Source organism: Streptosporangium sp. NPDC004631 (assembly GCF_053601935.1).
In genome coordinates this window covers 208,780-234,816 of record NZ_JBSGCR010000004.1, presented here as the reverse complement: position 1 = coordinate 234,816, position 26,037 = coordinate 208,780, and the positions used below count along the sequence as shown (strand labels likewise).

General features: G+C 71.9%; 23 protein-coding genes. 17 read left to right on the top strand and 6 right to left on the bottom strand.

Annotated elements, in window-relative coordinates; translation table 11 throughout:
* The first annotated feature begins 15 nt into the window (after nucleotides 1-15).
* Genes tsaB through tsaD form a run of 3 tightly spaced genes read left to right on the top strand, consistent with a single transcriptional unit; the run spans nucleotide 16 to nucleotide 2,172 of the window.
* Nucleotides 16-699 carry a tRNA (adenosine(37)-N6)-threonylcarbamoyltransferase complex dimerization subunit type 1 TsaB gene (gene tsaB, locus ACWEF2_RS05880; protein WP_453812307.1) on the top strand — a complete coding sequence of 228 codons (684 nt, stop codon included), beginning with the start codon at nucleotides 16-18 and terminating at the stop codon, nucleotides 697-699.
* On the top strand, nucleotides 696-1,148 hold the full coding sequence (gene rimI / locus ACWEF2_RS05875) for a ribosomal protein S18-alanine N-acetyltransferase (RefSeq protein ID WP_453812305.1): 453 nt from the start codon (nucleotides 696-698) through the stop codon (nucleotides 1,146-1,148). Before tsaB ends, rimI begins: the two co-directional genes overlap by 4 nt.
* Entirely contained in the window at nucleotides 1,141-2,172 is a 1,032-nt protein-coding gene (tsaD, locus tag ACWEF2_RS05870; RefSeq protein ID WP_355594099.1) for a tRNA (adenosine(37)-N6)-threonylcarbamoyltransferase complex transferase subunit TsaD, read from the top strand. Before rimI ends, tsaD begins: the two co-directional genes overlap by 8 nt.
* Here the strand turns inward: tsaD and ACWEF2_RS05865 are convergent, their stop codons facing one another.
* The 3 genes from ACWEF2_RS05865 to ACWEF2_RS05855 all read right to left on the bottom strand — a co-directional run bounded on the left by ACWEF2_RS05865 (nucleotide 2,173) and on the right by ACWEF2_RS05855 (nucleotide 5,451).
* A complete protein-coding gene (locus ACWEF2_RS05865) occupies nucleotides 2,173-3,372 on the bottom strand; it encodes a hypothetical protein (protein ID WP_453812303.1) in 1,200 nt (399 codons plus the stop codon).
* 190 nt (nucleotides 3,373-3,562) lie between these two features.
* Nucleotides 3,563-4,729, bottom strand: a complete 1,167-nt coding sequence (locus ACWEF2_RS05860; protein ID WP_453812301.1) for a class I SAM-dependent methyltransferase — start codon at nucleotides 4,727-4,729, stop codon at nucleotides 3,563-3,565.
* 41 nt (nucleotides 4,730-4,770) lie between these two features.
* A complete protein-coding gene (locus ACWEF2_RS05855; protein WP_453812299.1) occupies nucleotides 4,771-5,451 on the bottom strand; it encodes a Uma2 family endonuclease in 681 nt (226 codons plus the stop codon).
* A 268-nt stretch (nucleotides 5,452-5,719) separates the two neighbouring features.
* Between ACWEF2_RS05855 and groES the strand changes: the two genes are divergently transcribed.
* The 4 genes from groES to ACWEF2_RS05835 all read left to right on the top strand — a co-directional run bounded on the left by groES (nucleotide 5,720) and on the right by ACWEF2_RS05835 (nucleotide 8,951).
* On the top strand, nucleotides 5,720-6,031 hold the full coding sequence (gene groES, locus ACWEF2_RS05850) for a co-chaperone GroES (protein WP_184712660.1): 312 nt from the start codon (nucleotides 5,720-5,722) through the stop codon (nucleotides 6,029-6,031).
* Between the two features lie 90 nt (nucleotides 6,032-6,121).
* A complete protein-coding gene (gene groL / locus ACWEF2_RS05845) occupies nucleotides 6,122-7,744 on the top strand; it encodes a chaperonin GroEL (protein ID WP_453812297.1) in 1,623 nt (540 codons plus the stop codon).
* Between the two features lie 273 nt (nucleotides 7,745-8,017).
* The gene (locus tag ACWEF2_RS05840; RefSeq protein WP_453812295.1) at nucleotides 8,018-8,656 is read left to right on the top strand and encodes a sigma-70 family RNA polymerase sigma factor; all 639 of its coding nucleotides are present in this window, start codon (nucleotides 8,018-8,020) and stop codon (nucleotides 8,654-8,656) included.
* A gap of 151 nt (nucleotides 8,657-8,807) precedes the next feature.
* Entirely contained in the window at nucleotides 8,808-8,951 is a 144-nt protein-coding gene (locus tag ACWEF2_RS05835) for a hypothetical protein (RefSeq protein ID WP_453812294.1), read from the top strand.
* Here the strand turns inward: ACWEF2_RS05835 and ACWEF2_RS05830 are convergent.
* The gene (locus tag ACWEF2_RS05830; RefSeq protein ID WP_453812292.1) at nucleotides 8,912-9,289 is read right to left on the bottom strand and encodes a DUF5319 family protein; all 378 of its coding nucleotides are present in this window, start codon (nucleotides 9,287-9,289) and stop codon (nucleotides 8,912-8,914) included. The two genes, ACWEF2_RS05835 and ACWEF2_RS05830, sit on opposite strands and share 40 nt — an antisense overlap.
* A gap of 191 nt (nucleotides 9,290-9,480) precedes the next feature.
* On the opposite strand from ACWEF2_RS05830, the gene guaB reads away from it, so the two are divergent.
* From guaB to ACWEF2_RS05815, 3 genes are all read left to right on the top strand, one after another.
* Nucleotides 9,481-10,962, top strand: a complete 1,482-nt coding sequence (gene guaB / locus ACWEF2_RS05825; protein WP_453812290.1) for an IMP dehydrogenase — start codon at nucleotides 9,481-9,483, stop codon at nucleotides 10,960-10,962.
* A 184-nt stretch (nucleotides 10,963-11,146) separates the two neighbouring features.
* Nucleotides 11,147-12,265 carry a GuaB3 family IMP dehydrogenase-related protein gene (locus ACWEF2_RS05820; RefSeq protein ID WP_453812289.1) on the top strand — a complete coding sequence of 373 codons (1,119 nt, stop codon included), beginning with the start codon at nucleotides 11,147-11,149 and terminating at the stop codon, nucleotides 12,263-12,265.
* Between the two features lie 211 nt (nucleotides 12,266-12,476).
* On the top strand, nucleotides 12,477-13,412 hold the full coding sequence (locus ACWEF2_RS05815; protein ID WP_453812287.1) for a hypothetical protein: 936 nt from the start codon (nucleotides 12,477-12,479) through the stop codon (nucleotides 13,410-13,412).
* Between the two features lie 63 nt (nucleotides 13,413-13,475).
* On the opposite strand, the gene nagA is transcribed toward ACWEF2_RS05815, so the two are convergent.
* Both nagA and ACWEF2_RS05805 read right to left on the bottom strand, forming a co-directional pair.
* Nucleotides 13,476-14,612, bottom strand: a complete 1,137-nt coding sequence (gene nagA / locus ACWEF2_RS05810; protein ID WP_453812286.1) for an N-acetylglucosamine-6-phosphate deacetylase — start codon at nucleotides 14,610-14,612, stop codon at nucleotides 13,476-13,478.
* Nucleotides 14,613-14,659: 47 nt separating this feature from the next.
* Nucleotides 14,660-15,859 (bottom strand): MFS transporter, encoded by a 1,200-nt coding sequence (locus ACWEF2_RS05805; RefSeq protein WP_453812284.1) that lies wholly within the window; start codon nucleotides 15,857-15,859, stop codon nucleotides 14,660-14,662.
* A gap of 57 nt (nucleotides 15,860-15,916) precedes the next feature.
* On the opposite strand from ACWEF2_RS05805, the gene ACWEF2_RS05800 reads away from it, so the two are divergent.
* The 7 genes from ACWEF2_RS05800 (at nucleotide 15,917) to ACWEF2_RS05770 (ending at nucleotide 26,033) form a co-directional block, all read left to right on the top strand.
* Nucleotides 15,917-16,900 carry a transcriptional regulator gene (locus tag ACWEF2_RS05800; RefSeq protein WP_453812283.1) on the top strand — a complete coding sequence of 328 codons (984 nt, stop codon included), beginning with the start codon at nucleotides 15,917-15,919 and terminating at the stop codon, nucleotides 16,898-16,900.
* A 243-nt stretch (nucleotides 16,901-17,143) separates the two neighbouring features.
* A complete protein-coding gene (locus ACWEF2_RS05795) occupies nucleotides 17,144-18,886 on the top strand; it encodes a glycerol-3-phosphate dehydrogenase/oxidase (protein WP_453812281.1) in 1,743 nt (580 codons plus the stop codon).
* 176 nt (nucleotides 18,887-19,062) lie between these two features.
* Entirely contained in the window at nucleotides 19,063-19,656 is a 594-nt protein-coding gene (locus ACWEF2_RS05790; RefSeq protein WP_453812279.1) for a hypothetical protein, read from the top strand.
* A 290-nt stretch (nucleotides 19,657-19,946) separates the two neighbouring features.
* The gene (locus tag ACWEF2_RS05785; RefSeq protein ID WP_453812277.1) at nucleotides 19,947-20,984 is read left to right on the top strand and encodes a class I SAM-dependent methyltransferase; all 1,038 of its coding nucleotides are present in this window, start codon (nucleotides 19,947-19,949) and stop codon (nucleotides 20,982-20,984) included.
* Nucleotides 20,981-22,972, top strand: a complete 1,992-nt coding sequence (locus ACWEF2_RS05780; protein WP_453812275.1) for a glycosyltransferase — start codon at nucleotides 20,981-20,983, stop codon at nucleotides 22,970-22,972. Before ACWEF2_RS05785 ends, ACWEF2_RS05780 begins: the two co-directional genes overlap by 4 nt.
* Before the next feature lie 29 nt (nucleotides 22,973-23,001).
* Nucleotides 23,002-24,648, top strand: a complete 1,647-nt coding sequence (locus ACWEF2_RS05775) for a glycosyltransferase (RefSeq protein ID WP_453812273.1) — start codon at nucleotides 23,002-23,004, stop codon at nucleotides 24,646-24,648.
* Complete coding sequence (locus tag ACWEF2_RS05770) at nucleotides 24,645-26,033, top strand: UDP-glucose dehydrogenase family protein (RefSeq protein WP_453812271.1); 1,389 nt, start codon at nucleotides 24,645-24,647, stop codon at nucleotides 26,031-26,033. Before ACWEF2_RS05775 ends, ACWEF2_RS05770 begins: the two co-directional genes overlap by 4 nt.
* Nucleotides 26,034-26,037 lie beyond the last annotated feature (4 nt).

Below are 26,037 nucleotides of genomic sequence, written 5' to 3'. Positions count from 1 at the left end.
CTAGGCTAACTGTTCGTGCTGGTCCTGGCCTTTGATACCGCTACCCCCGCCGTCACCGCAGCGCTGCACGACGGTTCGAGGGTCCTCGCCGAGTCGACGACGGTCGACGCCCGTCGCCACGGCGAACTGCTCGTGCCCACGATCGAGAAGGTCCTGCGGGAGGCGGGTGCCTCACTCGGCGACGTCACCGCCGTCGTCGCGGGCGCCGGCCCCGGCCCCTACACCGGGCTGAGAGTCGGGCTGATGACCGCCCAGGCCCTGGCGGCCTCCCTGGACGTCCCGGCCTACGGCGTGTGCACCCTCGACGCCGTCGCCTACGGCAGCGGGCTCACCGGACCGTTCCTGGTGGCCACCGACGCGCGGCGCAAGGAGGTGTTCTGGGGCGGCTACGCCGACCCGCGCACCCGGCTGTCCGGGCCGTCGGTGGACAGGCCGCAGGACCTGCCCGGGGAGCTCCCGCTCGTGGGCTCGGGCGCGCGGATGTACGCCGAGGTCCTGGGCGAGTCCCGGCTGGCGGACGCCCCGGAGTACCCCTTCGCGGGGGCGCTGGCCGCGCTGGCCGCCGAGCAGCTCGGCGGGCCGGACGTCCGCGAGGTCGTGGAGAGCGGCACCCACCCCGTGCTGAGCCCGCCCCACCCCATCTACCTGCGCCGCCCCGACGCCCGGCTGCCCTCGCCGCCCAAGAAGGTCTCCACATGACCTTCGTGCTGCGCCCGATGACCCTGGACGATCTGCCCGCGGTGATGAGGGTCGAGCGGGAGACCTTCCCCCACGACGCCTGGAGCGAGGGCATGCTCCGCGGCGAGCTGGACGACCAGCCCAGGACCCGGCACTACGTGGTGGCCCTGATGGACGACGAGATCGTCGGTTACGCCGGGCTTCTCGCCGCGGGGGATCAGGCGGACGTGCAGACCATCGCCGTCCTGGCCGGCCGTCGCCGGGCGGGGATCGGCGGCGCCATGCTGACCGAGCTGCTGGCGGAGGCCGTACGGCGGAAGGCGCGGTCGGTCTTTCTTGAGGTGCGTGCCGACAACCCGGACGCCCAGGCGGTCTACGACCGGTTCGGGTTCGAGCGGATCGGTGTGCGCCGCCACTACTACGAGGACGGCACCGACGCGATCATGATGAAGAAGGACCTCAATGCGTGACGAACCCCTGGTGCTGGGCATCGAGACCTCCTGCGACGAGACAGGGGTGGGCATCGTCGCCGGGCACACCCTGCTGGCCAACACGATCGCCTCCAGCGTCGAGCAGCACGCCCGCTTCGGCGGGGTGGTGCCCGAGGTGGCCTCACGGGCGCATCTGGAGGCCATGACCCCGACCGTCGAGCGGGCGCTCGCACAGGCGGGTCTGCGCTTCACCGACATCGACGCGATCGCGGTGACCGCGGGCCCGGGGCTGGCGGGCGCCCTGCTCGTCGGCGTCGCCGCCGCCAAGGCGTACTCGCTGGGGCTCGGCGTGCCGCTGTACGGTGTGAACCACCTGGCCGCCCATGTGGCCGTGGACCAGCTCGAACACGGAGCCCTGCCCAAGCCGTGCGTCGCGATGCTGGTCTCCGGCGGGCACTCCTCCCTGCTGCTGGTGCCGGACGTCGCCAAGGAGGTCGTCTCGCTGGGGTCGACCGTGGACGACGCCGCCGGTGAGGCGTTCGACAAGGTGGCCCGGGTGCTCGGCCTGCCCTTCCCCGGCGGCCCGCACATCGACCGGGTGGCCCGCGACGGCTCGGGCACGGCCATCGCCTTCCCGCGCGGCAAGCAGGACGACGGGACGCTGGACTTCTCCTTCTCCGGGCTGAAGACCGCAGTGGCCCGCTGGGTGGAGGCCAGGGAGCGGGCCGGCGAGCGGATCCACGTGCCGGACGTGGCGGCCTCGTTCCAGGAGGCCGTGGTGGACGTGCTCACCCGCAAGGCCCTGCGGGCCTGCCGGGAGCACGGCGTCCGGGACCTGCTGATCGGCGGCGGTGTGGCGGCCAACTCCCGCCTGCGGACCCTGGCCAGGGAGCGGTGCGACGCCGCCGGGGTGAGGCTGCGCGTTCCCCGCCCGGGGCTGTGCACGGACAACGGGGCGATGGTGGCCACGCTCGGCTCCGACCTGGTGGCGGCCGGTGCCGAGCCGTCCCCGCTGGACATCCCCGCGGACTCCTCGATGCCGATCACCACCGTCCGCGTGTGATCAGTCCTTGTCGTCGTCGCCTCGGGTGGGGCGGAGGAGGGCCTCGGCGAGGGCCAGCATGGTCTCCTCCAGCGCGCCCAGGCGGCGGTTGAGGTCGGCGCGGGCGGGCTCCATGCTCCGGGTGAGGGCCGCGCCGAGCTGCTCGCGGTCGGGCTGGGCGCGGAGCATGCCGGCCAGCGGGGCGAGCGCCGCCTGAGCCTGGTCGATGCGCTCGTCCAGGGAGTCGAAGCGCTTGGTCCGGTCGTCGGCCTGGGTGCCGAGGAGCGTGCCGAGGCTCGGGTGGACGTCGCCGATGTCGAGGGTGGCCGACAGCCGCCCGAGACGCCGGTCGACGGCCTCGACACGCTCGTCCACACTCTCCAGCCGCCCGGCGGCCCGCTCCGCGTGGCCGTCCAGCATGCACAGGCGGGCGTCGACGGCGTCGATCCTGCCGGTGACCCGGCCCTCGATGTCGTCGAGGCGCTCGTCGAGCGCCTCAGAGCGGCTCTCGTGGCGGACGGTGAGCTCGCCGAGGGCGGTGAGCAGGCGGCCGGTCGCGGCGTCGACGGTCTCCCGGACGCCCGCCGGCAGGCCGAGCAGCTCCGACTCAAGGCGGCCGGTGCGCTGGACGAGCTCGCCCAGCGCCCTGTCCAGGCGGGTGAACCGGACGGCGGCGGCCTCCATGCTCGTCTGGACGTGGCCGAGAAGCCGGGCGAGCTCGTCCAGCCGGTCATCGGCGCCCCGGGCGCCGTCGGCGATCGACCGCAGCTGGACGAGCGCCTCGTCCACGTTCTCCCCCACGGCGCCGACGTCGGCCCACAGGCTCGGCAGCTCGCCGACGGGCACGACCCGCTCGCGCACCGACTCGACGCTCCGGCCGAGGGCGCCGACCCGCTCGCCGACGGCGTCCACGTGGTCGCGGACCGCCTCGACGTGCTGGGCGAGGCCCTCGGCCCACTCGGGAGGCCGGGCGGAGATGTCGGCCAGGCGGCCGTGGACGGACTCCAGAGTGCCGCTCAGGCCGCCGAGCTCGCGCTCCCTGACCTCCCGCAGCAGCCACTCCATGCCCTCCAGGCGCCGGCGGATCTCATCCAGCACCGCGCCCTGGGTCCGCTGCTCGTAGACGTGGTCCTGGGCGGCGCGGGCGAGGAGTTCGCGCATCCGGTCGGAGATGGCGGTCTGACCGCCTGCCTGGAGCAGGGTGTGGTCGGAGTGATCCACAGAAAGCTCCTTCACTCGCCGACGATCGGCCGCGCGGTGGGGTCGGTACGGCATGCTGACGGGCGCGGTCGAACCGCGGGCGGGGAAAACTCCCGCGCGGTCACCTTAGCTTTTTGATCAAGGTTTTTCTGCGTCGAAGGTGAAAGGCGATGATTGCCGGTGAATTGCCCTGATCTACTGTTTTGCCAGCTCAGAAAGGGGTGCAGATGAGGGCAAACGGCTTTTCCCCGATCCGGGTGAGAATGACCGTGGCCGATTGGTCGCCGGAGAGCCTCAGGTCCTTTCTGAGGCGATCCACATCGACCGCCGAGGCGCGCTTCTTAATCGTCGCGTTGCCCACTCCGCGCTCTCGCAGCGCCGCCCGCAGCCGCTTGAGCGAGAACGGCAGCACCTCGTGGACCTCGTACCCGGACGCCCACGGGGTCCGCGCCGCGACGTCCCCGGTGATGTAGGCGACCTGCGGGTCGATCAGCCGTCCGCCGACCAGCGCGGCGACCTCCGCGACCAGGTGGGCCCGGATCGCCGCGCCGTCCGGCTCGTAGACGTAGCGGCCCACGGGGCCGTGCTCCGCCCGGCCGAGCGCGGGGTCGGGCGTCAGCGTCGCGCCGGACGGCAGCATCGTGGCCCGGTGTCCGCCCCCGCCCGCCAGGCCGCCGCACCAGATCACCGCCTCCTTGACCTCGCCCCGGTAGGAGACCCACTCGGCCTCCGCGCCGTCGGGGACGAACCCGTGGGGGATGCCCGGGGCGACCTTCAGGCAGGCGGCCCGGGACCTGGCCACCATCTCCAGCACCTCGGGCCAGGGAGGCGAGTAGGCCATCGGGTCGAAGGTCCTGCCCCGCGCGGTGCGGCGGGCCGGGTCGGCGAACAGGACGTCGAAGGCCGACGGGTCGACCGTGGCGGCGTCGGCCGTGCGGACCGAGACCCGGTCGCCCAGCCCCAGGGCGTCGGCGTTGGCGCGGGCGATCGCGGCGGTGAGCGGGTCGGCGTCCACCGCCTCCACCGCGCAACCGGCCCTGGCCAGTGCGAGGAGGTCCCCGCCGACGCCGCAGCAGACGTCGGCGACCAGTGAGCCCGGTGCCATGCGCCGGGCCCGGTGGTCGGCCACCTCGCGGCGGGTGGCCTGTTCCAGACCGGCCCGGGTGAAGTACATCAGCTCGGCGTCGGCGCCGAACTTGCCGGCCGCGCGCGCCCTGAGCATGGCCTGGGTGAGCGCCGCCGAGGTCAGGCCGGCGTCGTGGCTCCTCCTGAGCCGCGTCACCGCGGCCACCGGATCGTCGCCCACGACCTCGGCCGCCGCCTTCAGGGCCTCCTGGCCACGGGGAGTCAGCAGCCGCCGGAACGCGTCAAGGTCCACACCGTCCGACGCTACCGTGTGGCCGGGGCGTGTCCTCCCCCTCAGTCGGGCAGGTCGGTGAGGTCGATGTCGACGGGGAACGGCTCGGTGAGCTTGAGGCGGCCGTGATGGATGCCGGTGAGAGCATAGGCGTGGCCGACCGGATCGAGTTCGTAGACGTAGACCACCGGCTCGTCGGAGTTGTTCTCCACCAGCCAGAAATGCGGGATACCGGCCTTGGCGTAGCGCCTCGGCTTCACCTCGTGGTCGCGAAACTCGGACTCGGGGGAGACGACTTCGACGACGAGACGTGTTTCGCCGGGGCTGTAGGCGGTGCGTGACCGGTCCTTCGCGGCCTCGGCGTCGACGACCAGGACGTCCGGGCACGGGCGCTGTCTCGGACCGAGCACGACGTCCATCTGCATCACCGCCTTCAGATGGTCGGGGGCCTGCGCGTTGAGACTGGTCCGGAGTCCGTACAGCAGGTACTCGTGGAAACGCTTCTGGGGGGACATGAAGATGAGGGCTCCATCGACGAGTTCGACGTGCTTGAAGAAGTCCGGCTCACCGTTCGGGCCGTCCTGGGGGAGCCGGTCCAGGTCGTCGGCGGTCCAGCCGTCGGGCGGGGGGTAAGGCCAGTTGGCGAGCGGGTCGCCGCTCTCGCGCGGCGTGCTCGTCTCCACGCCCATCGTGCTGGTCACGTCGTCCACCGTAGCGTCGTTCCCGTCACCGTACGTGGTCATCGGGTTACATTCTCCTCGGTGCTCGCTCGTCTCCCTCACATGTTCCCCGAATCGGGGGGGCGCTGTCGCCCGGCGGAGGGTTTGACGTTCCCAAACCTTGATCGGGGGCGGTTCGTGTTGACTGTCAAGCCCACCTTGCATACTGTTCCGTATTGGCACTCTCCCGGTGAGAGTGCCAGATACATGCGACGAGGCAGGTCTGACACCCGCGACGGCAGACCGCTGGTCGCCTCTTCTAGATCATTCAAATCTGAAGGGGAGGTCCGACGTGACGACCGCCACCAAGGTTCCCGTTAAGCCGCTCGGCGACCGCATTGTGGTCCAGCCGCTTGAGGCAGAGCAGACCACAGCTTCCGGTCTGGTCATCCCGGACACCGCCAAGGAGAAGCCGCAGGAGGGCAAGGTCCTCGCGGTGGGCCCCGGCAACTGGGACGAGGACGGGGACAAGCGCATCCCGCTCGACGTCAAGGAGGGCGACGTCGTCCTCTACAGCAAGTACGGCGGCACCGAGGTGAAGTACGGCGGTGAGGAGTACCTCGTACTCTCCGCCCGCGACGTGCTCGCCATCATCGAGAAGTAATTCACGCTTCGTAAAGATGACGTATCGAGCCCCGGGTCGCGAGAGCGCCCGGGGCTTTGATGCGCCGACGTACTTTTAGAGAGGACTGACATGGCGAAGATCCTGTCGTTCGAGGAAGATGCGCGCCGCGCTCTTGAGCGTGGCGTGAACGCCCTCGCCAACGCCGTCAAGGTGACCCTCGGCCCGCGTGGCCGCAACGTGGTCATCGACAAGAAGTTCGGTGCGCCGACCATCACCAACGACGGTGTCACCATCGCCCGTGAGGTCGAGCTGGAGAAGCCGTACGAGAACCTCGGCGCCCAGCTGGCCAAGGAAGTCGCCACCAAGACCAACGACGTCGCCGGTGACGGCACGACCACCGCGACCGTCCTCGCCCAGGCGATGGTCCGCGAGGGTCTGCGCAACGTCGCCGCCGGCGCCCAGCCGCTCTCCCTCAAGCGCGGCATCGACATCGCGGCCAAGGCCGTCAGCGACAGGCTGATCGAGTCCGCCAGGCCGGTCGAGGACAAGAAGGAGATCGCGCACGTCGCGACGATCTCCGCCCAGGACGCCAAGATCGGCGACCTGATCGCCGAGGCGTTCGACAAGGTGGGCAAGGACGGTGTCATCACCGTCGAAGAGTCCAACACCATGGGCCTGGAGCTGGAGTTCACCGAGGGCCTCCAGTTCGACAAGGGCTACCTGTCGCCCTACATGGTGACCGACCAGGAGCGGATGGAGGCGGTTCTTGAGGACCCCTACATCCTGATCCACCAGAGCAAGATCGCCTCCGTCGCGGACTTCCTGCCGCTGCTGGAGAAGGTCGCGCAGAGCAAGAAGGCGCTGCTCGTCATCGCCGAGGACGTCGAGGGCGAGGCCCTCGCGGTCCTGGTCACCAACAAGATCCGTGGCACCTTCACCTCCGTCGCCGTCAAGGCCCCGGGCTTCGGTGACCGCCGCAAGGCCATGCTGCAGGACATCGCCATCCTCACCGGTGGCCAGGTCGTCAGCGAGGAGGTCGGCCTCAAGCTGGAGCACGTCGGCCTCGACGTGCTGGGCACCGCCCGCCGCGTCGTGATCACCAAGGACAGCACCACCGTCGTGGACGGGGCCGGTGACGCGGCGGCGATCGCCGACCGGGTCAAGGAGATCAAGCTCGCCATCGAGCAGTCCGACTCCGACTGGGACCGCGAGAAGCTCCAGGAGCGCCTCGCGAAGCTCTCCGGCGGCGTCTGCGTGCTGAAGGTCGGCGCGGCCACCGAGGTGGAGCTCAAGGAGAAGAAGCACCGCCTTGAGGACGCCATCTCCGCGACCCGCGCCGCGATCGAGGAGGGCATCGTCGCCGGCGGTGGCTCCGCGCTCATCCACGTCTCCACGGCCCTCGACGACCTGGGCCTGTCCGGCGACGAGGCGACCGGGGTCGCCGTGGTCCGCAAGGCGCTCATCGAGCCGGCTCGCTGGATCGCCGAGAACGCCGGTCTTGAGGGCTACGTGGTGACCACCAAGGTCGCCGAGCTCTCCGCGGGCCAGGGTTTCAACGCCGCCACCGGCGAGTACGGCGACCTGATCGCCCAGGGCGTCATCGACCCGGTCAAGGTCACCCGCTCGGCCGTCCAGAACGCGGCCTCCATCGCCGGCATGCTGCTGACGACCGAGGCCCTCGTGGTGGAGAAGCCCGAGGAGGAGGCCCCGGCCGCCGGCGGTCAGGGCCACGGCCACGGCCACGGTCACTGATCCTCACGGATCCGTACGGCTCGCGTCCCGCAGGGGAGGCGAGCCGTTTGCGTTTTCCGGTAAACCAAAAGGAGCTCCGGGGCGTCGCGTTGTGATGCGTAGAAGATCAATGCATCTTCTAACCAATAGTCGACATATTCGGTAATCCGATGAAATATTTACGCATAGCCAAAGCCTTACTGTGTTCGATTGATTACATCGGGTTATCTCCGCCTCAATGTGACCAATCCGTAGCCGTTTGCTATGACGACACGCCCGACCGGGGCGGGCATTATGCCTAACGTGACCGAGGGATGCGTCGCCGACGCCAAAAATGGGGTAAGGCTTGCGACGAGATCTGAAGGGACCGCCCATCGGGATGATCTCAAGGATCTGACGCGCCTCGCCGTTCAGGGGGATCGCACCGCGATCGAATCCTTGATCGCGCAGTTACGGCCAATGGTCGTCCGTTACTGCCGGGCCCGTCTCGGCCGGGTCTCCGGTCAGTATCACATCGCGGACGACGTGGCCCAGGAGGTGTGCATCGCGGTGCTGTCCGCGCTGCCCCGCTATCGCGACATGGGACGGCCGTTCGCGTCCTTCGTCTTCGGCATCGCCTCCCACAAGGTGGCCGACGCGCTCCGCAGCTCCGTGCGCTCCGCCGTACCCACCCAGGACCTCCCCGACGGGCCCGACGAGGGGCCGGGACCCGAGGAGACCGTGGTGCGCTACATCGAGGCCGAGCACGCCCGCAGGCTGCTCTCCAGGCTCCCGGACAACCAGCGCGAGCTGCTCATGCTCCGGGTGGTGTCGGGACTGTCCGCGGAGGAGACGGGTAATGTACTGGGCATGTCACCAGGCGCGGTTCGCGTTGCCCAGCACAGGGCGCTGGCCCGGCTGCGCGCGATGGCGGAGCTGGAGTCGACGGCTTGACCGCCGGACAGCCGACCCCGGTCCGGCGGCGTGTGAGCGGAACGCGGGACGGGGCCCGCCCGGCCGGCGGGAGTCCGAGGCGGGCGAGGTCGTGACGACCGTCCATCCACGGCGGCCGGCCCGGAGATACGGGCCGGAGCGGGATCCCGTCGTGGCCGAGACCGACGCCCTGCTGGACGCGCTCTCCCGCAGGGAGCCCGTCACCTCCCCGGACGCCGCCGTGAGCCTGCTGGCGGCCCTGATCGACGACGTCGATCAGCGGTGCTCCTCGGTGTCGATCACGCCGTCCACGTAGCCCCGGGCGTACTCCCAGGTGACGTAGTCCGTGGGGTTGGGCCGGCAGGCGGGCTCGTGGACCTGGGGCCGGCCGTTCTCGATCATCAGGCGGAGGTTGCCGCGGAGCAGCTCCCAGTCGAAGTAGTGCTGCTCACCACACTCCGGGCAGTCGAGGACCAGGCCCAGCACGCCGTGGGGCTCCAGCATGGAACGGAAGACCTCGACATCGGCGAGGTCGGTCATCGCCTCGTCGCGTTCGGCCGGGGTCAGCGGCTCCGGGGCGCCGGACTCACCCAGCGCGGACGCCGGGTCGTCGGGGTCGTCCGCGAACGGGTCGCGAGGGACGTCGTCGAGCACGATCCCACCTTATGGCCTTGATGTGGCCAACAACCTCCGAACCACCCAAGCGGTCATGATGCGCCCTTAACCTTTTCCCAACCTCGTAACTTTCCCCGGTGTCCTCCATGTTTGCAGCCAGACTCTAAACTGTGATCCGGGGGCCGGCGCCTTCCCCATCTCATGAGAGCGCCGCGGCAGGAGGGTTGCAGATGGCCAGGTTCACCGAGGCGGGACTCACGTTCGACGATGTGCTTCTTGTGCCCGCCTACTCGGACCTGCAGCCGGGTGAGGCGGACACCGGCACACGGCTGTCTCGGGGGATCACCCTCCGCATCCCGCTCATCTCGGCGGCGATGGACACGGTCACCGAGGCGCGGATGGCGGTGGCGATGGCCCGTCAGGGCGGCATCGGCGTCCTGCACCGCAACCTCTCCATCGAGGACCAGGCCCAGCAGGCCGACCTCGTCAAGCGCTCCGAGGCCGGGATGGTCACCAACCCGGTCACCTGCTCGCCGGACGACTCCCTGGCCGTCGTCGAGCGCCTCTGCGCCACCTACCGGATCTCCGGCGTCCCGGTGACCGACGCGGCCGGTGTGCTCGTCGGCATCGTCACCAACCGCGACATGCGCTTCGAGACCGACCACAGCCGTCCGGTGCGCGAGGTCATGACCCCGATGCCGCTGGTGACCGCGCCGGTCGGGGTCTCCAGGGACGGCGCGTTCGAGCTGCTCAGAAAGAACAAGATCGAGAAGCTCCCGCTGGTCGACGGCGGCGGGCGGCTCCGCGGGCTCATCACGGTCAAGGACTTCACCAAGAGCGAGCAGTACCCCCTCGCCACCAAGGACGCCGACGGCCGGCTCGTCGTGGGGGCGGCCATCGGCGTCGGGGAGGACGCGGAGAAGCGGGCGGCGGCCCTGGTCGAGGCCGGGGTCGACGTGATCGTGGTGGACGTCGCGCACGGCCACTCCAAGGGCCTCGCCGACATGATCGCCAAGATCAAGTCCAACACCCGGGCCGAGGTCGTCGGCGGTAACATCGCCACCCGCGCGGGCGCCCAGATGCTGGTCGACGCCGGGGCCGACGCGGTCAAGGTCGGGGTCGGCCCCGGCTCCATCTGCACCACCCGCGTGGTCGCCGGCGTCGGCGCCCCGCAGGTGACGGCCATTCACCAGGCCTCGCTCGCCGCGGGCCCCGCCGGGGTGCCGGTGATCGGCGACGGCGGCCTCCAGTACTCCGGCGACATCGTCAAGGCCATCGCCGCCGGGGCCGACGCGGTCATGCTGGGGTCGCTCCTGGCGGGCTGCGAGGAGTCCCCCGGTGAGTTGATCTTCATCAACGGCAAGCAGTTCAAGTCCTACCGGGGGATGGGCTCGCTCGGCGCGGTCCGCAACCGCGAGCGCGGCGGCGCCTCCTTCAGCAAGGACCGTTACGCCCAGGCCGACGTCGGCACCGAGGACAGGTTCATCCCCGAGGGCATCGAGGGCCAGGTGCCCTACCGGGGTCCGGTCGCCGCGGTCGCCCACCAGCTCGTCGGCGGCCTGCGCCAGGGCATGTGGTACGCCGGGTGCCGCACGGTCCAGGAGATGCACACCAGGTGCGAGCTCATGCCGATCACCTCGGCCGGCCTCAAGGAGAGTCACCCGCACGACATCCAGATGACGGTCGAGGCCCCGAACTACCACCGTCGGTAGAGTCCTGCCGCGGGAACCGAGGACGAACGGCGCGGGACTCGCGACAGGGCCGGTGCTCCGGCGGGCCACCCCGGTCCGCGATCTTCATCGGTTCATATCAGCTCTATACCGGCCTACACCGGCACGGTACGGCTCGCGTCCGCTTGGCGCACGCCGTACACGTATGAATGGGAAAGACAGACATATGACTCAGGTGGAGATCGGACGCGGCAAGAACGGCCGCCGTGCCTACGCGCTCGACGAGATCGGCATCGTCCCGTCCCGGCGCACCCGTGACCCGGAGGAGGTCTCGATCGCCTGGCAGATCGACGCCTACCGGTTCGAGCTGCCCGTCGTGGTGAGCCCGATGGACAGCGTGGTCTCGCCGAAGACCGCGATCGAGGTCGGCAGGCTCGGCGGCCTGGCCGTGCTGGACCTCGAAGGGCTCTGGACCCGCTACGAGGACCCCATGCCGCTGCTGGCCGAGGTGGCCGAGCTCAAGGGGGAGGCCGCCACGAGGCGGCTTCAGGAGATCTACAACGCGCCCATCAGGGAGGAGCTGATCGGCCGCCGCATCGAGGAGATCCGCGCGGCCGGGGTGACCACGGCCGTCCGCCTCTCCCCGCAGCGCACCGTCCAGTATCACAAGGCCGTCATCGACGCGGGTGTGGACATCTTCGTCATCCGCGGCACCACGGTCTCCGCCGAGCACGTCTCAGGACGGGCCGAGCCGCTCAACCTCAAGCAGTTCATCTACGAGCTCGACGTCCCGGTGATCGTCGGCGGCTGCGCCACCTACACCGCGGCGCTCCACCTGATGCGGACCGGTGCGGCCGGCGTGCTCGTCGGCTTCGGCGGCGGCGCCTCGCACACCACCCGCACGGTGCTGGGCGTGGTGGTGCCGATGGCCACCGCGATCTCCGACGTGGCCGCGGCCCGCCGCGACTACATGGACGAGTCCGGCGGCCGGTACGTCCACGTCGTCGCCGACGGCGGCATGGGCACCTCCGGTGACATCGCCAAGGCGATCGCCTGCGGTGCCGACGCGGTGATGGTCGGCTCACCGCTGGCCAGGGCGGCCGAGGCCCCCGGCAGGGGGTTCCACTGGGGCTCCGAGGCGCAGCACCCCGAGCTGCCCCGGGGCAGGCGGGTCGAGTTCGGCACGATCGGCACCCTGGAGCAGATCCTGCACGGCCCGTCCTCGGTGGCCGACGGCTCCATGAACCTCATGGGTGCGCTCAAGCGCACGATGGCCACCGCGGGATACTCCGACCTGAAGGAGTTCCAGCGGGTCGAGGTCGTCGTCGCCCCGCAGGTCCGCTGAGAGCCCACCTGTCCTTCCCGAGTGTTTCTCCCGGCGCGCGGCGTTCGCGGGGTGTGGTCCCCCGGCGGGCGCCGAACGCCAGGTCATCGCCACCGGGCTCCGGTGCCGCCGGTGTGGAGCCGGGCCGCCCGGGGCGCCGGGGCGGACCTGAGGCCGCGGCGGCGGGCCCGGCGAAAGTGACGTATGAGGGAAAATCTGTGAACATTCCCCTGTGTCGGATGATCGCGAGCTCCGGATCGCTCTCCGCGAGGGCCCCTTCCACGTCGCGCTCCGTGCCGCGGTGGAGGCGCGGGGCCTGACTCTGGACCGGCTCCGCCACCGTCTGGAGGAGCGCGGGCTACGGGTCGGGATGACGAGCCTGAGCTACTGGCAGCAGGGGTTGCGCCGCCCGGAGCGGCCCGAGTCGTTGCGGGCCGTCCGCGCCCTGGAGGAGATCCTCATCCTGCCGCCGCGCTCGCTGATGGGCCTGCTCGGTCCGCCCCGCCCCCGGGGGCGGGCTCACGGTGGCGGGACGGCGCAGGGCGCCGTGCCCTGCTCCTCGATCCTGGAGCCGTCCCGCGCGCTCTCCGCCCTGCTCCACGATCTCGACGGCACGCCCGACGACCGGCGGCTGCAGATCGCCGGAATGTACGAGACGCTGCAGATCGGGCCGGACCGCAGCACCGTCCGGCGCGAGACGCTCCAGGTGGTGCGGGCGTACGAGGACGCCGTCGACCGCCACATCATCGTCTACCGGGGTGATCTGGGCTGTGACGTGGAACGGGTGCGCATCCGGGCGCTGGAGGACTGCCGGGTCGGCAGGGTCCGCCGTGACGGGCCCACCGCGCTGGTGGTGGCCGAACTGCTGTTCGACCGGGCGCTGCGGACCGGGGACACCCAGGTGATCCGCTACGAGCTCGCGGATCCGAGCGGTGTGGAGACCACCGAGTACGAGCGGGGTTTCCGCTCCCCGGCCGGTCAGTACACGCTCCGGGTCGGCTTCACCCCCGCGACCCTGCCGACCCGCATCCGCCGCTTCGCCCGCCACGAGCACGGTCCGGGCGAACACGACCACGGCGAGCTCACCCTCAACGCCCACCACGCGGTCCACCTGGTGACCGACTCCCTCCAGCCGGGCCTGGTCGGAATCCGCTGGGACTGGCCGTGAGGACGCGCCGCCCGCCGAAGCCGGCGTGACCGCGAGAACCGGACCGCGGCGCGGGCGGCGGGGTCAGCGCGGCTCGGTGATCCAGCGTCCGCCCCTCATGACGCCGGAGACCTCCAGGTCGTCGGTGAGCACCACCAGGTCGGCCTGTTTGCCGACCGAGACGGAGCCGAGCCGGTCGGCCACGCCGAGCACCCGGGCCGGGGTGAGCGAGGCGATCTCGGCCGCCTCGGTCAGGGACAGGCCGACCTGCCGGACGGCTCGCCGGAACGCCACGTCCATGGTGAGCGTGCTGCCCGCGATGGCGTCCCCGTCGGCCAGCCGGGCGACGCCGCCGACCACGTTCACCTTCATCGGGCCGAGTTCGTAGGCGCCGTCGCCCATGCCGGTCGCCGCCATCGCGTCGGTGATCAGCGCGGTCCTGCCGGGGCCGGCGACGTCGTAGGCCAGGCGCGTCATCGCCGGATGCAGGTGCACGCCGTCGTTGATCAGCTCGACCGTGACGCGCTCGTCCTGCAGCAGCGCGGCCACCGGGCCGGGAGCGCGGTGGTGCAGCGGCGGCATCGTGTTGAAGAGGTGGGTCGCGACGGTGCAGCCGGCCTCGACGCCCTCGACGGTCTGCTCGTAGGTGGCGTCGCTGTGGCCGAAGGCGGCGATCACGTTGTTCGCCGTCGCCTCCCGGATGACGTCCGGGGCGCCGGGCAGCTCGGCGGCGACGGTGAGCATCCGTACATGGCCGCGCCCGGCCTTGAGCAGCTCGGAGAACTCCCGCGGGGAGGGCTCCCGCAGCAGGGCCGGGTCGTGCGCACCACAGCGGGCTCGGGAGATGTAGGGGCCCTCGAAGTGGATCCCGGCCAGCAGGCCGTCGTCACACAGGTCGGCCAGCGCGGACGCGGCCCTGGCCAGATCGTCCAGGGACGCGGTGACCAGGCTGGCCATCAGCGTGGTGGTGCCGTGCCGGGCGTGCAGGGCCGCGACCCGGCTCGCCTCGTCCGGATCGCCGGAGGGAAAGGAGCCGCCCGCCCCACCGTGGCTGTGAATGTCGACGAACCCCGGCACCACGTAGCGGCCCGTGAGACTGTGCCCCGGCCCGGGGGCCGGACCGCGGCCCACATGGGTGATCCGGCCGTCTTCGATGGTGAGCCAGCCCTCGTGAACACCGTCGGGGGTCACGAGGCGGGCGTCGGCGAGTGTGATGCTCATGGTCCCATCCTCCCGGGTTCCCGGAGAGCCGGCGGCCAAAACGATCTTCAGGAGGGAGGCGGCGGAACCGTCTCCGCCGGGGGCGCCCCGGCGGATTCGCGCAGCCGGGAGGTGAGGGCGACCGTCACGGCCAGGGACGCGGACGCCATCAGTGCCATCGCGGTGGCGGGTGAAACGTACTGGGCGACGGATCCGGCGACGGAGGCGCCGACGGCCTGCATGGTCAGCATGCCCGCGGAGTGCAGCCCGAGCGCCTGCCCGCGCATGTCGTCCGGGATCAGCGCGACGAGCCGGTCCTGTAGCAGCAGCCCCGCGCTGAACCCGGCCGAGGCTGTGGCGGCGGCCACCACGGCGACGGGGAAGGGGAGCGGCAGCGCGAACAGCAGGTACGGCGCGGCGAGGAGGAGCCGCAGGGGTGTGATGAGCCTGCCCCGCCATTCGTGCGGGACGAACCGGCCCGTCACCGTGTCGCCCGCGAGCATGCCGAGGGCGCCGGACATGAACAGCACCCCGGCGGCGTCCGGCGCGTAGGGGATGAACAGCGCCTCGCACCCGACGATCAGCCCGTTCGGGATCCACAGAGCGAGGTAGAGGTGGCGCCGGGCAGGAGACGACCACAGCAGGGCGTTGACTCGCCATGTCTCCCGGACGGACGGGCGGCCGGTGGCCCGCGGCGCGCGCCTGGTCAGGCCGGCCCGTATGACGACCGCGGCCAGGAGGTCCAGCCCGGCGCCGATGAGCAGCGTCTCGCGGGGGGAGAGGGCGGTGACCAGGACTCCGCCGAGGGCGAATCCGCCGATCTGCATGGCGCCGACGGTCATGTTGAACATCGACCGGCCGAGGACGTACCCCTCGTCCGGGAGGATCTCACTGAGCAGGCCCCAGCGCACACCGCCGCCCACCGAGCCGGTCAGGCCCAGCGCCATGATCACCGCGAAGAGCCCCCAGATCGGCATCCCCGGTATCGCCATGGCGGCGGTGCCCGCCGCGAAGATCGTCGCGACCGCCGCGAGAAGCGCCCTGGGCGGCAGGCGGTCCGCGAGGGACAGCAGCGCCGTGGCGCCGATCACCTGGGCGAACGAGGATCCGAAGATGCTGAGCGCCGACAGCAGCGGTGACCCGGTGGCGGCGTAGACGAGCGAGCCGAGTGCCAGCCCGCTGACCGTTCCGCCGGCGACCTGCGCCGACACCGCCGCGAAGAGCGGGGTGAACTCGGGGGTGCGGAACAACTCTCCGTAGGTGCGCATGCGGGGAGTCTGCTGGGCTCCGGGCAGAGGGGGTAAAGTTTCGCATGGAGGCGAAACGTGGGGGTCTGGCGGGTCGGCGCCGACGTGCTGGCACGGAGTCGTTTCACCGTGTCACCGTTGGCGGAGACCGTCGCGGCGCTCCTCGCCCTGCACTGGGGGAGGCCGGTCTCCGGCCGCGAGCCGTGGCTGCGCGCCCACATCCCGGCCTACCGTGACCGTCTCGCCGCGAACCCCGTCGAGGCGCTGTTCGTCCAGGCGGCACTACGCCCAAGCTGGCTGGCCGACTTCGTGACCATGCCGCCGCTGGAGAGCGATCGGACGTTCCACGACGAGCTGTCGCGGGTCCGGGAGACACCCGCCGAGGTGGCCGTCGGCGACCTCGCGGCCGGGCTCGGCGGGCCGGTTCCGGCGGAGCTGCGTGTGCCCGACCTCCCCGGCCGCGCCGCCGGCCTGCTCGAATGGATCTGGACCCACACGGTCAGGCCGGAGTGGGGGCGTCTGAGCCGCGTGTTCGAGGCCGACGTCGTCGCGCGAACCCAGAGACTGAGCTCAGGCGGCTGGGCCGCCGCGCTGAGCGGCATGCGACCGGGCATGCGATGGCTGGGCGACGGGCGGCTCCAGATCAACGCCTACGACACCCCGCCGCGTGACATCGCCGCCGACGCCCGGCTGCTGTTCATCCCGGCCACCACGAACGGAGGCTGGGTCGGCTGGGATCCCCCGCGGCGGTACGCGGTGGTCTATCCGTGTACCGGATTTCTGGCCGACCCTCCGGGCGGCGCACCCCCGGAGGCGTTACGCAGGCTGCTCGGCCCGGTGCGTGCCGGCATCCTCACTCGCCTGGCGGAGCCCAAGAGCACGACCCAGCTTGTCGCGCTGACCGGTCACGGCCTGGGATCGGTGGGCGGCCATCTCAGGGTCCTGCTGGACGCGGAGCTCGTACGGCGCCGCCGATCGGGGCGATCCGTGCTCTACTACCGCACCCCCCTCGGCGACCACCTCGTCGACCCCCGGCTCAACCGGGACGCCCCGAGCGGGTGACCCCGCATCCCGCATGAGGAACATTCGCAGATATATCCCTCTGAATACTGGTTGGATGATCCACAGCCGGGTGTGAGTGCCGACCGGGAGGAGTGGGCCGGAGACCGGGGAGACCGCCCGGCGTCCGGGTGACCGACGGGCCGGATCTCAGCCGGGGTTCGTTACCCGTCAGTAGTAATGGCGGGGCTGAGCGGGTAGATATCTGGTGCAAGCCGACGAACCCGTACCCCAGGGGGATGCATCATGACGGCGCGAATGGGCACGGCGCGGCTCGGCCCCGCCGAGCGGGCCGCGGCGCTGACGCGGATGACCGCTCAGGAGCTCGACGTGGTGGTGATCGGCGGCGGTGTCGTCGGCGCCGGCGTCGCGCTCGACGCGGCGACCCGGGGGCTGAGCACCGGGCTGTTCGAGGCGCGCGACTTCGCCTCGGGAACCTCGTCCAGATCGTCCAAGCTGATCCACGGCGGCCTCCGCTACCTGGAACAGCTCAACTTCGACCTGGTCAGGGAGGCGCTCCAGGAGCGGGCACTGCTGCTGCAGCGGATCGCCCCCCACCTGGTCCGGCCGGTGCCGTTCCTGTTCCCGCTCACCCACCTGGGCTGGGAGCGGCCGTACGTCGGGGCCGGTCTGATGATGTACGACTCGCTGGGCTTCTCCTTCGGGTTCACCCGCGGTGTGCCCGGACACCGGCATCTGTCGCGGGGCAGGGCGCTACGGCTCGCGCCCGCGCTGCGGCGGACCGCGTTCTCCGGCGCGGTGCAGTACTGGGACGCCCAGGTGGACGACGCCCGCTACGTGATGACCATGCTGCGGACCGCCTCCGCGTACGGCGCCCACGTGGCCTCGCGCGCCCGGGTGGTGGGCTTCCTGCGGGAGGGGGAACGGGTCACCGGGGTCCGGGTGCGCGACCTGGAGGGCGGGGCCGAGCTGGACGTGCGGGCCCGTCAGGTGGTCAACGCCACCGGCGTGTGGACCGACGACATCCAGGAGATGGTCGGGGGACGCGGGCAGATCCACGTCCGCGCGTCCAAGGGCGTCCACCTGGTCGTCCCGCGCGACAGGATCCACGCGCTCACCGGGATCATCCTGCGTACCGAGAAGTCGGTGCTCTTCGTGATCCCCTGGGGCCGGCACTGGATCGTCGGGACCACCGACACCCGCTGGGACCTGGATCGGGCACACCCGGCGGCCTCCCGCTCCGACATCGACTACGTGCTCGAACACGTCAACGAGGTGCTCTCGGTGCCGCTCACCCGCGACGACGTCGAGGGCGTCTACGCCGGGTTGCGGCCGTTGCTGTCCGGGGAGTCGGAGGAGACGTCCAAGCTCTCCCGCGAGCACGTGGTGGCCCATCCGGTGCCGGGGCTGGTCATGGTCGCCGGGGGGAAGTACACGACCTACCGGGTCATGGCGCGGGACGCGGTGGACGCGGTGGCGCACGGGCTCGACCAGCGGGTCCCGCGGTCGTGCACGGACCGGATCCCGCTGGCCGGGGCCGAGGGCTACCAGGCGCTCTGGAACTCCCGGCATCGGCTGGCCCGGCTGTCCGGGCTCCACGTGGCCCGGATCGAGCACCTGCTGCAACGGTACGGCTCGCTGATCGACGAGGTCCTCGCGCTGATCGAGGAGAACCCGTCCCTGGCGCTCCCGCTGACCGGGGCGGACGACTACCTCCGGGCGGAGGTCGTCTACGCGGCCACCCACGAGGGCGCCCGGCATCTGAACGACGTGCTCGCCCGGCGCACGCACATCTCGATCGAGACCTTCCACCGGGGGCTGGGGGTGGTCGAGGAGGTCGCCGAGCTGCTCGCCGGGCCGCTGGAGTGGGACGCCGAGCAGATCAAGCGCGAGATGGAGTACTACACCAAGCGCGTCGAGGCCGAGCGGCTCTCCCAGGAGCAGGACACCGACCAGGAGGCCGACGCCATCCGCCTCGGCGCTCCCGAGATCGTCCCCGTCGACGGCCCGGATACGGACCACATGTAGGCCCGGGACGGGCCGCGTGCGAGGAGGCCGGAGGCTCGGACGCTCCGGCGGGAGCCCATGAGAGGCACGCGGCCCGGAGCACGAATGGTTACCGTATGTGTTGACATGGCTACCAGGGGAAGAGGGTGAGGGGGCGAATCATCGTGCGGTGAGGTTTTACGGGGGAAGAGATGACTGTGGGAAGAGCTCGGTTCGCCGCCGTTCCGGTGGCGACGGTGCTGGCGGTGACGCTGCTCGGCGGCTGCGGCGGCGACAGGCGGGCCGCCCTGGTCCCGGAGAGGGCGGTGGCCACGCATCCGGTGGCGGCGAGCACCCCGCCGGCGACCGGGGGCACCGGCCGGGAGCAGGACGGGGGGTGCCCGGCCGGGGGTAACGCCAAGCCGTTCGCCAAGACGCGCTTCGCGCTGCACGCGGGTCTCGCGCTGGGGGCGTTCTACCGCTACATCTACCGGCCGCTGCGGAGCGGAGGCTTCAAGGCCGGAGCGGAGAAGAGGAAGCGCACCTTCGTGAAGGCGGCCCTGGCCGGAGCCTTCGCCCTCCACGAACTGAAGGTCGCCAGAGGCTTCGCCATGGCCAACCCGACGTTGTGCAGGAGTGTCCAGGCGGTCAGCGACACCTTCACCGGTCTCATCGGGAAGCTGAGGAACGGCACGGCCACGGAGGCCGACCTCGCCGCCGGCAAGAACTCCTTCGACATGCTGCGTCAGAACGCCACGAGGAACGGCTACGACTTCAAGGAGCGGAACGTCACCGTCCCGGGTGCCGGCTGAGCCCACCGCGCCGGTGCGGCACATGGGGAAAGCGGACGTCAACCGGCGACCGTGTTTTCGGTGTTCGTCGCTAAATATCGGTATTCGGGAGATTTCAGGGGCCCTCCGCCGTCGCCTTTCCGGTGCGCAAGCGCTTGGACCGGGCTTCGCAAAGCCGGGACCAAGTCCGGACGGCCGGCTGAGGGCGGCCCCTACGTTGTTCCACAACGTTGCCCGTTGAATGGCCGGTGGACGCGGAGTCGCGATCCATGCGGGTAATTCCCCCGGAGGCCCGGATGCGCATGCCGTCGATGAGATATCCCAGTCGTTCCGTCGGGACGGCGGTCGGCCTGGCGCTGTCCGCGTCGGCGCTGGCCTACGGTGCCGGTGGTGTCGACGGCCGTCTGCCGTCGGTGCTGTCCACCGGATTGGTGGTGCTGGCCGCCGTGCCGGCGCTCGCCGCCCTGCGCTCGCTCCAGCGCGGGGCCCGCCGCGACGCCGAGAGGATCAAGGTGGTGGGCGGGTCGCTGGTCCGGCTGGAACGCAGGGCCGCCCCGCTGGAGCGCAGACTCGGCGCGCTGGAGCGAAGGATCGGCGCGCTGGAGGACGCGGGCGGGGCGCGGCACGCCGAATCCCTCGGCGCCGTCGCCGGGTCGCGCGAGCTGATGGAGCGCGAGTTCGCCCGGGTGAGGGGGGAGTGCCGCTCCCTGGACCGGGAGATCCGCCGCTCCTACACCCAGATGGAGGCGTTCGCCGACCTGCGGGCGCTCATCAGCCCCCGCGCCCCGCTTCCCCCGCTCAGGGGCTGGGCGGCCTCCCCCGACGTGCTGCGGATGATGGTCGGGTGGGTCCTGCAGGCCAGGCCGAAGACGATCGTCGAATGCGGCAGCGGGTCCTCCAGCGTGTGGATGGGCTACGTCGCCGAGCAGGTCGGGGCGACGGTCGTCGCCCTTGAGCACGACCCGCGCTACGCGGAGGCCAGCCGCGACCTGGTGCGCGCCCACGGCCTCTCCGCCGTGGTCGAGGTCCGCGACGCCCCCCTTGAGCTGTGGGAGAGCGGAGCCGAGACCTACCGGTGGTATTCGTCACAGGCCCTGGAGGGCCTCGCGGACATCGGGCTCGTCTTCGTCGACGGGCCACCTGGCGACACGGGGCCCGCCGCACGCTACCCCGCCCTTCCGCTCCTGCTGCCCCGCTGCTCCGAGCAGGTCGCCGTCTTCCTGGACGACGCGGCGAGGGAGGGCGACCGGGCGGTGAGCGACCTGTGGGCCGCCAGGTTCCCCGAGGTCGTCCGCACCGCCTACGCCGCGGAGAAGGGCCTGGACGTGTTCGTCAGGAGCCAGGTGTGAACCGTGAACCGGAGGCGTCCCCGCCCGCTCTCGGCTGCCACATCGGGTTCGAGGGGGACGCGGAGCCGCCGGCGCCCCCGGGTGAGGCGGACGGTGTCTCCTGGGTGGACCTGGACGCGTTCCCCGCCGACCACCTGGGCGCCTCGGGGGAGTTGGAGGACTTCCTCCTGCTGGCCAGGACGCCCGCCGACCTGAGGCGTGCGGTGCCGTACGGGAACACGCTCCCCTGGGCGCGCAGGCTGACCATGATGATCATGGAGTCTCCGCCGTGGCGCCTGGCACCCGTGCCGGTCGTGGACGGCGCCAGGTTCTGGCGCACCCTGCTCGATGTCCGCGTCCGCCGCGGGGAGGGGCGGGGACGCCGCTCCGGTCACCCGGCCGGCCCCCTCTGGCGGGTCGAGGTGAGCTTCTCCAAGCCCGCGCCGGCCGGAGGTGTCCTGCGGGCTCTCTGCCGGGGCCTGGACGGCCTGGGGCGAGAGCCTCTGCACACGCCGGTGGTCTCCCTGGTGGGGGCGGGGTCCGGCCGGTGGCGGCCGGGGGATCCCAACGTCACACCGGCTCCGCTGTCGGGGCCCGTCCCGCGGCGGCGCGACGCGCCCGGGTGCGATCTCGTGCTCCGTACGGCGGGCGGCGACGCGCCCGAGGGGCAGGCGCCCGCCGTACCCCTGATCGGCCGGCCGGACCCGGCCACCGGCGGGGAACCGGCGCCCGCGACCGGCTGGGGGCGGGTGGCCGCCATCGGCCCGGATCTCTCACCCGGGCGTCTCTCACCCGAGTGTCTCGCGCCGATCGACGAGCGGTCGGTCTGTCCCATCGGGTTCGTCCCGGCCGACGACGGACCCCTGGCGGAGCTGGTGGAGCTGGCCGGGGCCTACGCGGTGGTCCGGGGGGACGACGTCGTGGCGCGCGTCCCGCCGTCCGGCTCCCTCACGGACGTGGACGTCGCCCGGCTGCGCGGGCTCGCCGGTGTCGCGGTGGATCTCCACGGGGGCCGGCCCGTCTCCTTCGGGGTGGCCCGTGCCGTCTGCGGCCTCGCCGCGGCCGGGGTGCCCGTGATCGCCGAGCCCGGTGCGGAGTGGCGCGACCTGCTGGGCGCCGAGCTGGCGGGGCTGCTGGACGGGTTCGACGCGGGGCGGCTGTCCGACGCGCTCGCCCGTGAGCGGTTCAGCATCCGGCTCCGGCGGTGCGCGCTGGCCCGGCACGGGGTCGCGGGCAGGTGGGACAGGCTCGCCGCCGCCCACGGTCTCCGGCCGCCCGCCCCGCCGTCGGTCTCGGTGCTGCTCTGCACGCGGCGGCCCGACATGGTGGGGTTCGCCCTGGAGCAGGTGGGCCGGCAGCGGGGGCCGGAGGTGGAGGTGATCCTCACGCTGCACGGGTTCTCCGCCGACCGGCCGGACGCGGCGTCGGCCGTGTCCGCCTACAAGGGGACGATCACCGTGGTCGAGGCGGACACCGGCCTGGTGTTCGGAGCCGCGCTCAACCAGGCCGCGGCGCGCGCCTCGGGGGCCTACCTGACGAAGATGGACGACGACGACTGGTACGGCCCCGACCACCTGTCCGACCTGCTGCTCGCCCGGCGCTACTCCTCCGCCGACCTCGTGGGGTCCGCGCCGGAGTTCGTCCACCTGGAACGGATCGGGGTCACCGTACGCCGTCACCTGGCCACGGAGACCTACACCGGTGTCGTGGCCGGCGGCACCATGCTGATGTCCCGCGCGGCGTTCGACGACGCCGGAGGGTTCCGCCCGATCCCGCGCACCGTGGACGGCCAGCTGCTGGAGTCGGTCGCCGCCGCGGGCGGCAGGATCTACCGCACCCACGGCCTCAACTACATCCTCCGGCGCCGGGAGGCCGCGGGGCACACGTGGCAGGAGCCCATCACCGGCTTTCTCCGGTCGTTCCGGCAGCAGTGGAGAGGGCTGCACGCGAACCCGCTGATGGAGATGGAAGGACTCTCCCCGGACGGGGAGTACGGCCAGGCCCGGTAAGCAGCTCAGCGAACAGGTGAAGGGTATCGATGTTGAACACGCCGACCGGACGCGTCGATCCGGTAAGAGCACCCCAGCCGCTGGTCCGGCTCAACGACTACGGCCGGGTGACCCCTCAGGAACTGGGCGCGTGGACCCCCCGCCGGACCGTGAGCGTCGTCGTCCCCGCGTTCCGGTCCCGGACCCTTCCGCTGACCCTGGCGAGTCTGGCCGCGCAGAGCTACCCGGCCCATCTGCTCGAAGTGATCGTCGTCGACGACGGCGGCGAGTCCCCGCTGCGACTCCCCGAGGTCGTTCCGGAGCGCACCCGGGTGGTCCCCAGCCGTCCAGGGGGCTGGGGACGCGCCTGGGCCTGCCAGTCGGGTGCCGACGTGGCGGAGGGCGAGGTGATCCACTGGCTGGACGCCGACATGATCGTCTTTCGTGAGCAGGTGGAGGCGCAGATGCGCTGGCACCACCTGGCCGACTACTTCACCGTGCTGGGCCGGTTCAAGATGGTCTCGGCCTGGGACGCGGGCCTGAGCCCCGCCGAGGTGCGCGCCGAGGTGCGCGCGGGCACGGCGGAGCGGCTCTTCGACGCCGGGGAGAACGTCACCGACACCTGGAGCAGCGAGTACATAGAGCGGACCAGGGGCCTGCGCGACGCCGGGCTCGACGGCTTCAAGGTCCACGTGGGCGCGAGCGCGTCCCTGCCGGCGGCGCTGCTGAGAAGTGCCGGGGGGATGGACACCTCCCTGGTGCTCGCCGAGGACACCGAGCTGGGGTACCGCCTGGCGCAGGCGGGCGCGGTCTTCGTGGCCGACGGGGAGTCCCGGAGCCGGCACCTGGGGGCGTCCACGGTGATGCGCAGGGAGCGGGAGGTCAAGCGGCACAACTGGGTCTTCCTCGCCAACCGGGTGCCGAGCTACCGCTGGCTGCGCAGACCTCCCTCCCGGCTGTGGGAGGTGCCCTTCGTCGAGGTCGTGGTGACCGTCGGGGACGCCTCCTACGAGCAGGTCCGCGCCACGGTCGACGGGTTTCTGGCCGGCTCGACGGCGGACATCGGCGTCACCGTGGTGGGACCGTGGTCGGCCATCCCCGGCGGACGCCGGGCCCCGCTGGACGAGCCCGCCGTCGACCTGCGGCTCGTCCGCGAGCTCTACGCGCACGACGGCCGGGTCCACCTGGCGGAGAGCGTGGGCGAGACGCCCTTTCCCACCCCCTTCCGGTTCGTGTGCCCGCCGGGCTGGGTGCCCAGGCCCGACTGTCTGCACCGGCTCATCCGGCTGGCCGACTCCGAGGGGTACGGCCTGGTCTCGCTGGCGCTGGCCGAGGACGACGGGGTGGTCGCGGCCCGGCTCGAACGGACCGCCGCGTTCCACCGGGCCCGGATGATCCGGGAGGAACGCCACCTGGAGGACGTGGTGGACGCCACCTTCGGCACGCAGTGGCTGGATGGGGAGACGTGGGGTCTGTCGGCGATGGAGAAGGCGGAGGAGCGGGCCCGGCCCGCCGACGCGGCGGCGCGGTGGCGCAGGAAGGCACTGCGCTGGAGGCGGAGGGTGAGACGGCTGCGGGGCCGGCTCGACCGTACGCCGATGCGCCGCCTGAGGCGGATGCTCGGCAGGGGACTCTCCCTCGCCGGGGTGTCCCGGAGACGGCGTCCGTCCGCGCGCGGCGGAAGCCGTTCCGGATGACGCCGCGCCCGACGGTGACGCCGCGCCTGACGGTGCTCGGGACCGGATATCTGGGGACGACGACGTCGGCGTGCATGGCGGATCTGGGCTTCGAGGTCCTCGGCGTCGACGTGGACGCGGAGAAGATCGCCCGCCTGCGGGCCGGGGATCCGCCGATCTACGAGCCCGGCCTGCGGGAGATGCTCCGCCGCGGCCTGGACGCCGGGCGGCTCAGGTTCACCACCCGCTACGCGGAGGCCGCGGCCTTCGGTGACGTGCACTTCCTGTGCCTGGGCACCCCGCAGAAGCCGGGGGAGTACGGTGCCGACGTCTCGGCGCTGGACGCCGCGATCGAGGAGCTGGCGCCGGGGCTGCGGCGGGAGTGCCTGGTGGTGGGCAAGTCCACGGTGCCGGTGGGCACCGCGCGGCGGCTGGCCGGCAAGCTGGTACGGCTGGCGCCCGTCGGCGCCGGGGCTGAGCTGGCCTGGAGTCCCGAGTTCCTGCGCGAGGGCTTCGCGATCAGGGACACGCTGGCTCCGGACCGGATCGTGCTGGGGGTGGCCTCGGAGCGGGCCGAGAAGGTGATGCGCGAGGTGTACGCGCCGCTGCTGGCGGTGGGGATTCCGCTGGTGGTCACCGACTATCCGACGGCCGAGCTGGTCAAGGTCGCCGCCAACGCCTTCCTGGCCACCAAGATCTCCTTCATCAACGCGATGGCCGAGGTCTGCGAGGCCTCCCACGCCGACGTCAAACAGCTGTCGCTGGCGCTCTCCTTCGACGACCGGATCGGCGGGAGGTTCCTCACCCCGGGGCTGGGCTTCGGCGGCGGCTGCCTGCCCAAGGACATCCGGGCGTTCACCGCGCGGGCGGGGGAGCTGGGTGCCGGGCGGGCGCTGACGTTCCTGCGCGAGGTGGACGCGATCAACATGCGCCGCCGGGCGCGCATGGTGGACCTGGCCCGCGAGCTGGCCGGCGGCTCCTTCCCGGACCGCGCGATCGGGGTGCTGGGCGCGGCGTTCAAACCCGACTCCGACGACATCCGCGACTCCCCCGCCCTCGACGTCGCCGCCCGGATCCACGGGCAGGGCGCCCGGGTCACCGTTCACGACCCCGTCGCCATGGACAACGCCCGCCGGGCCCACCCCGGGCTCCGCTACGCCGCCACGGCCCTGGACGCCCTGGCGGGCGCGGACGTGGTGCTGCTGCTGACCGAGTGGCGGGAGTTCGCCGACCTCGACCCGGTGAAGGCGCGGGAGCTGGTCGCGCACCCGGTCGTCGTCGACGGCCGCGACGCCCTCGACGCCGAGATCTGGCGTGCCGCGGGCTGGCGGTACCACGCCCTCGGCCGCCCTTTCCACCCTCCCGGTCCACGGACCGCTTCAGCCGGCTCCAGCCATGGGGGTTGACACC

What these genes read in the sequence shown, in the direction of transcription:
- ACWEF2_RS05785 (WP_453812277.1), top strand. Translation starts at nt 19,947, where the DNA reads ATGAGATATCCCAGTCGTTCCGTCGGGACGGCGGTCGGCCTGGCGCTG.
- ACWEF2_RS05855 (WP_453812299.1), bottom strand. Translation starts at nt 5,451, where the DNA reads ATGACCACGTACGGTGACGGGAACGACGCTACGGTGGACGACGTGACC.
- guaB (WP_453812290.1), top strand. Translation starts at nt 9,481, where the DNA reads ATGGCCAGGTTCACCGAGGCGGGACTCACGTTCGACGATGTGCTTCTT.
- ACWEF2_RS05820 (WP_453812289.1), top strand. Translation starts at nt 11,147, where the DNA reads ATGACTCAGGTGGAGATCGGACGCGGCAAGAACGGCCGCCGTGCCTAC.
- ACWEF2_RS05795 (WP_453812281.1), top strand. Translation starts at nt 17,144, where the DNA reads ATGACGGCGCGAATGGGCACGGCGCGGCTCGGCCCCGCCGAGCGGGCC.
- groL (WP_453812297.1), top strand. Translation starts at nt 6,122, where the DNA reads ATGGCGAAGATCCTGTCGTTCGAGGAAGATGCGCGCCGCGCTCTTGAG.
- ACWEF2_RS05770 (WP_453812271.1), top strand. Translation starts at nt 24,645, where the DNA reads ATGACGCCGCGCCCGACGGTGACGCCGCGCCTGACGGTGCTCGGGACC.
- rimI (WP_453812305.1), top strand. Translation starts at nt 696, where the DNA reads ATGACCTTCGTGCTGCGCCCGATGACCCTGGACGATCTGCCCGCGGTG.
- nagA (WP_453812286.1), bottom strand. Translation starts at nt 14,612, where the DNA reads ATGAGCATCACACTCGCCGACGCCCGCCTCGTGACCCCCGACGGTGTT.
- ACWEF2_RS05840 (WP_453812295.1), top strand. Translation starts at nt 8,018, where the DNA reads ATGCCTAACGTGACCGAGGGATGCGTCGCCGACGCCAAAAATGGGGTA.
- ACWEF2_RS05775 (WP_453812273.1), top strand. Translation starts at nt 23,002, where the DNA reads ATGTTGAACACGCCGACCGGACGCGTCGATCCGGTAAGAGCACCCCAG.
- ACWEF2_RS05805 (WP_453812284.1), bottom strand. Translation starts at nt 15,859, where the DNA reads ATGCGCACCTACGGAGAGTTGTTCCGCACCCCCGAGTTCACCCCGCTC.
- tsaD (WP_355594099.1), top strand. Translation starts at nt 1,141, where the DNA reads ATGCGTGACGAACCCCTGGTGCTGGGCATCGAGACCTCCTGCGACGAG.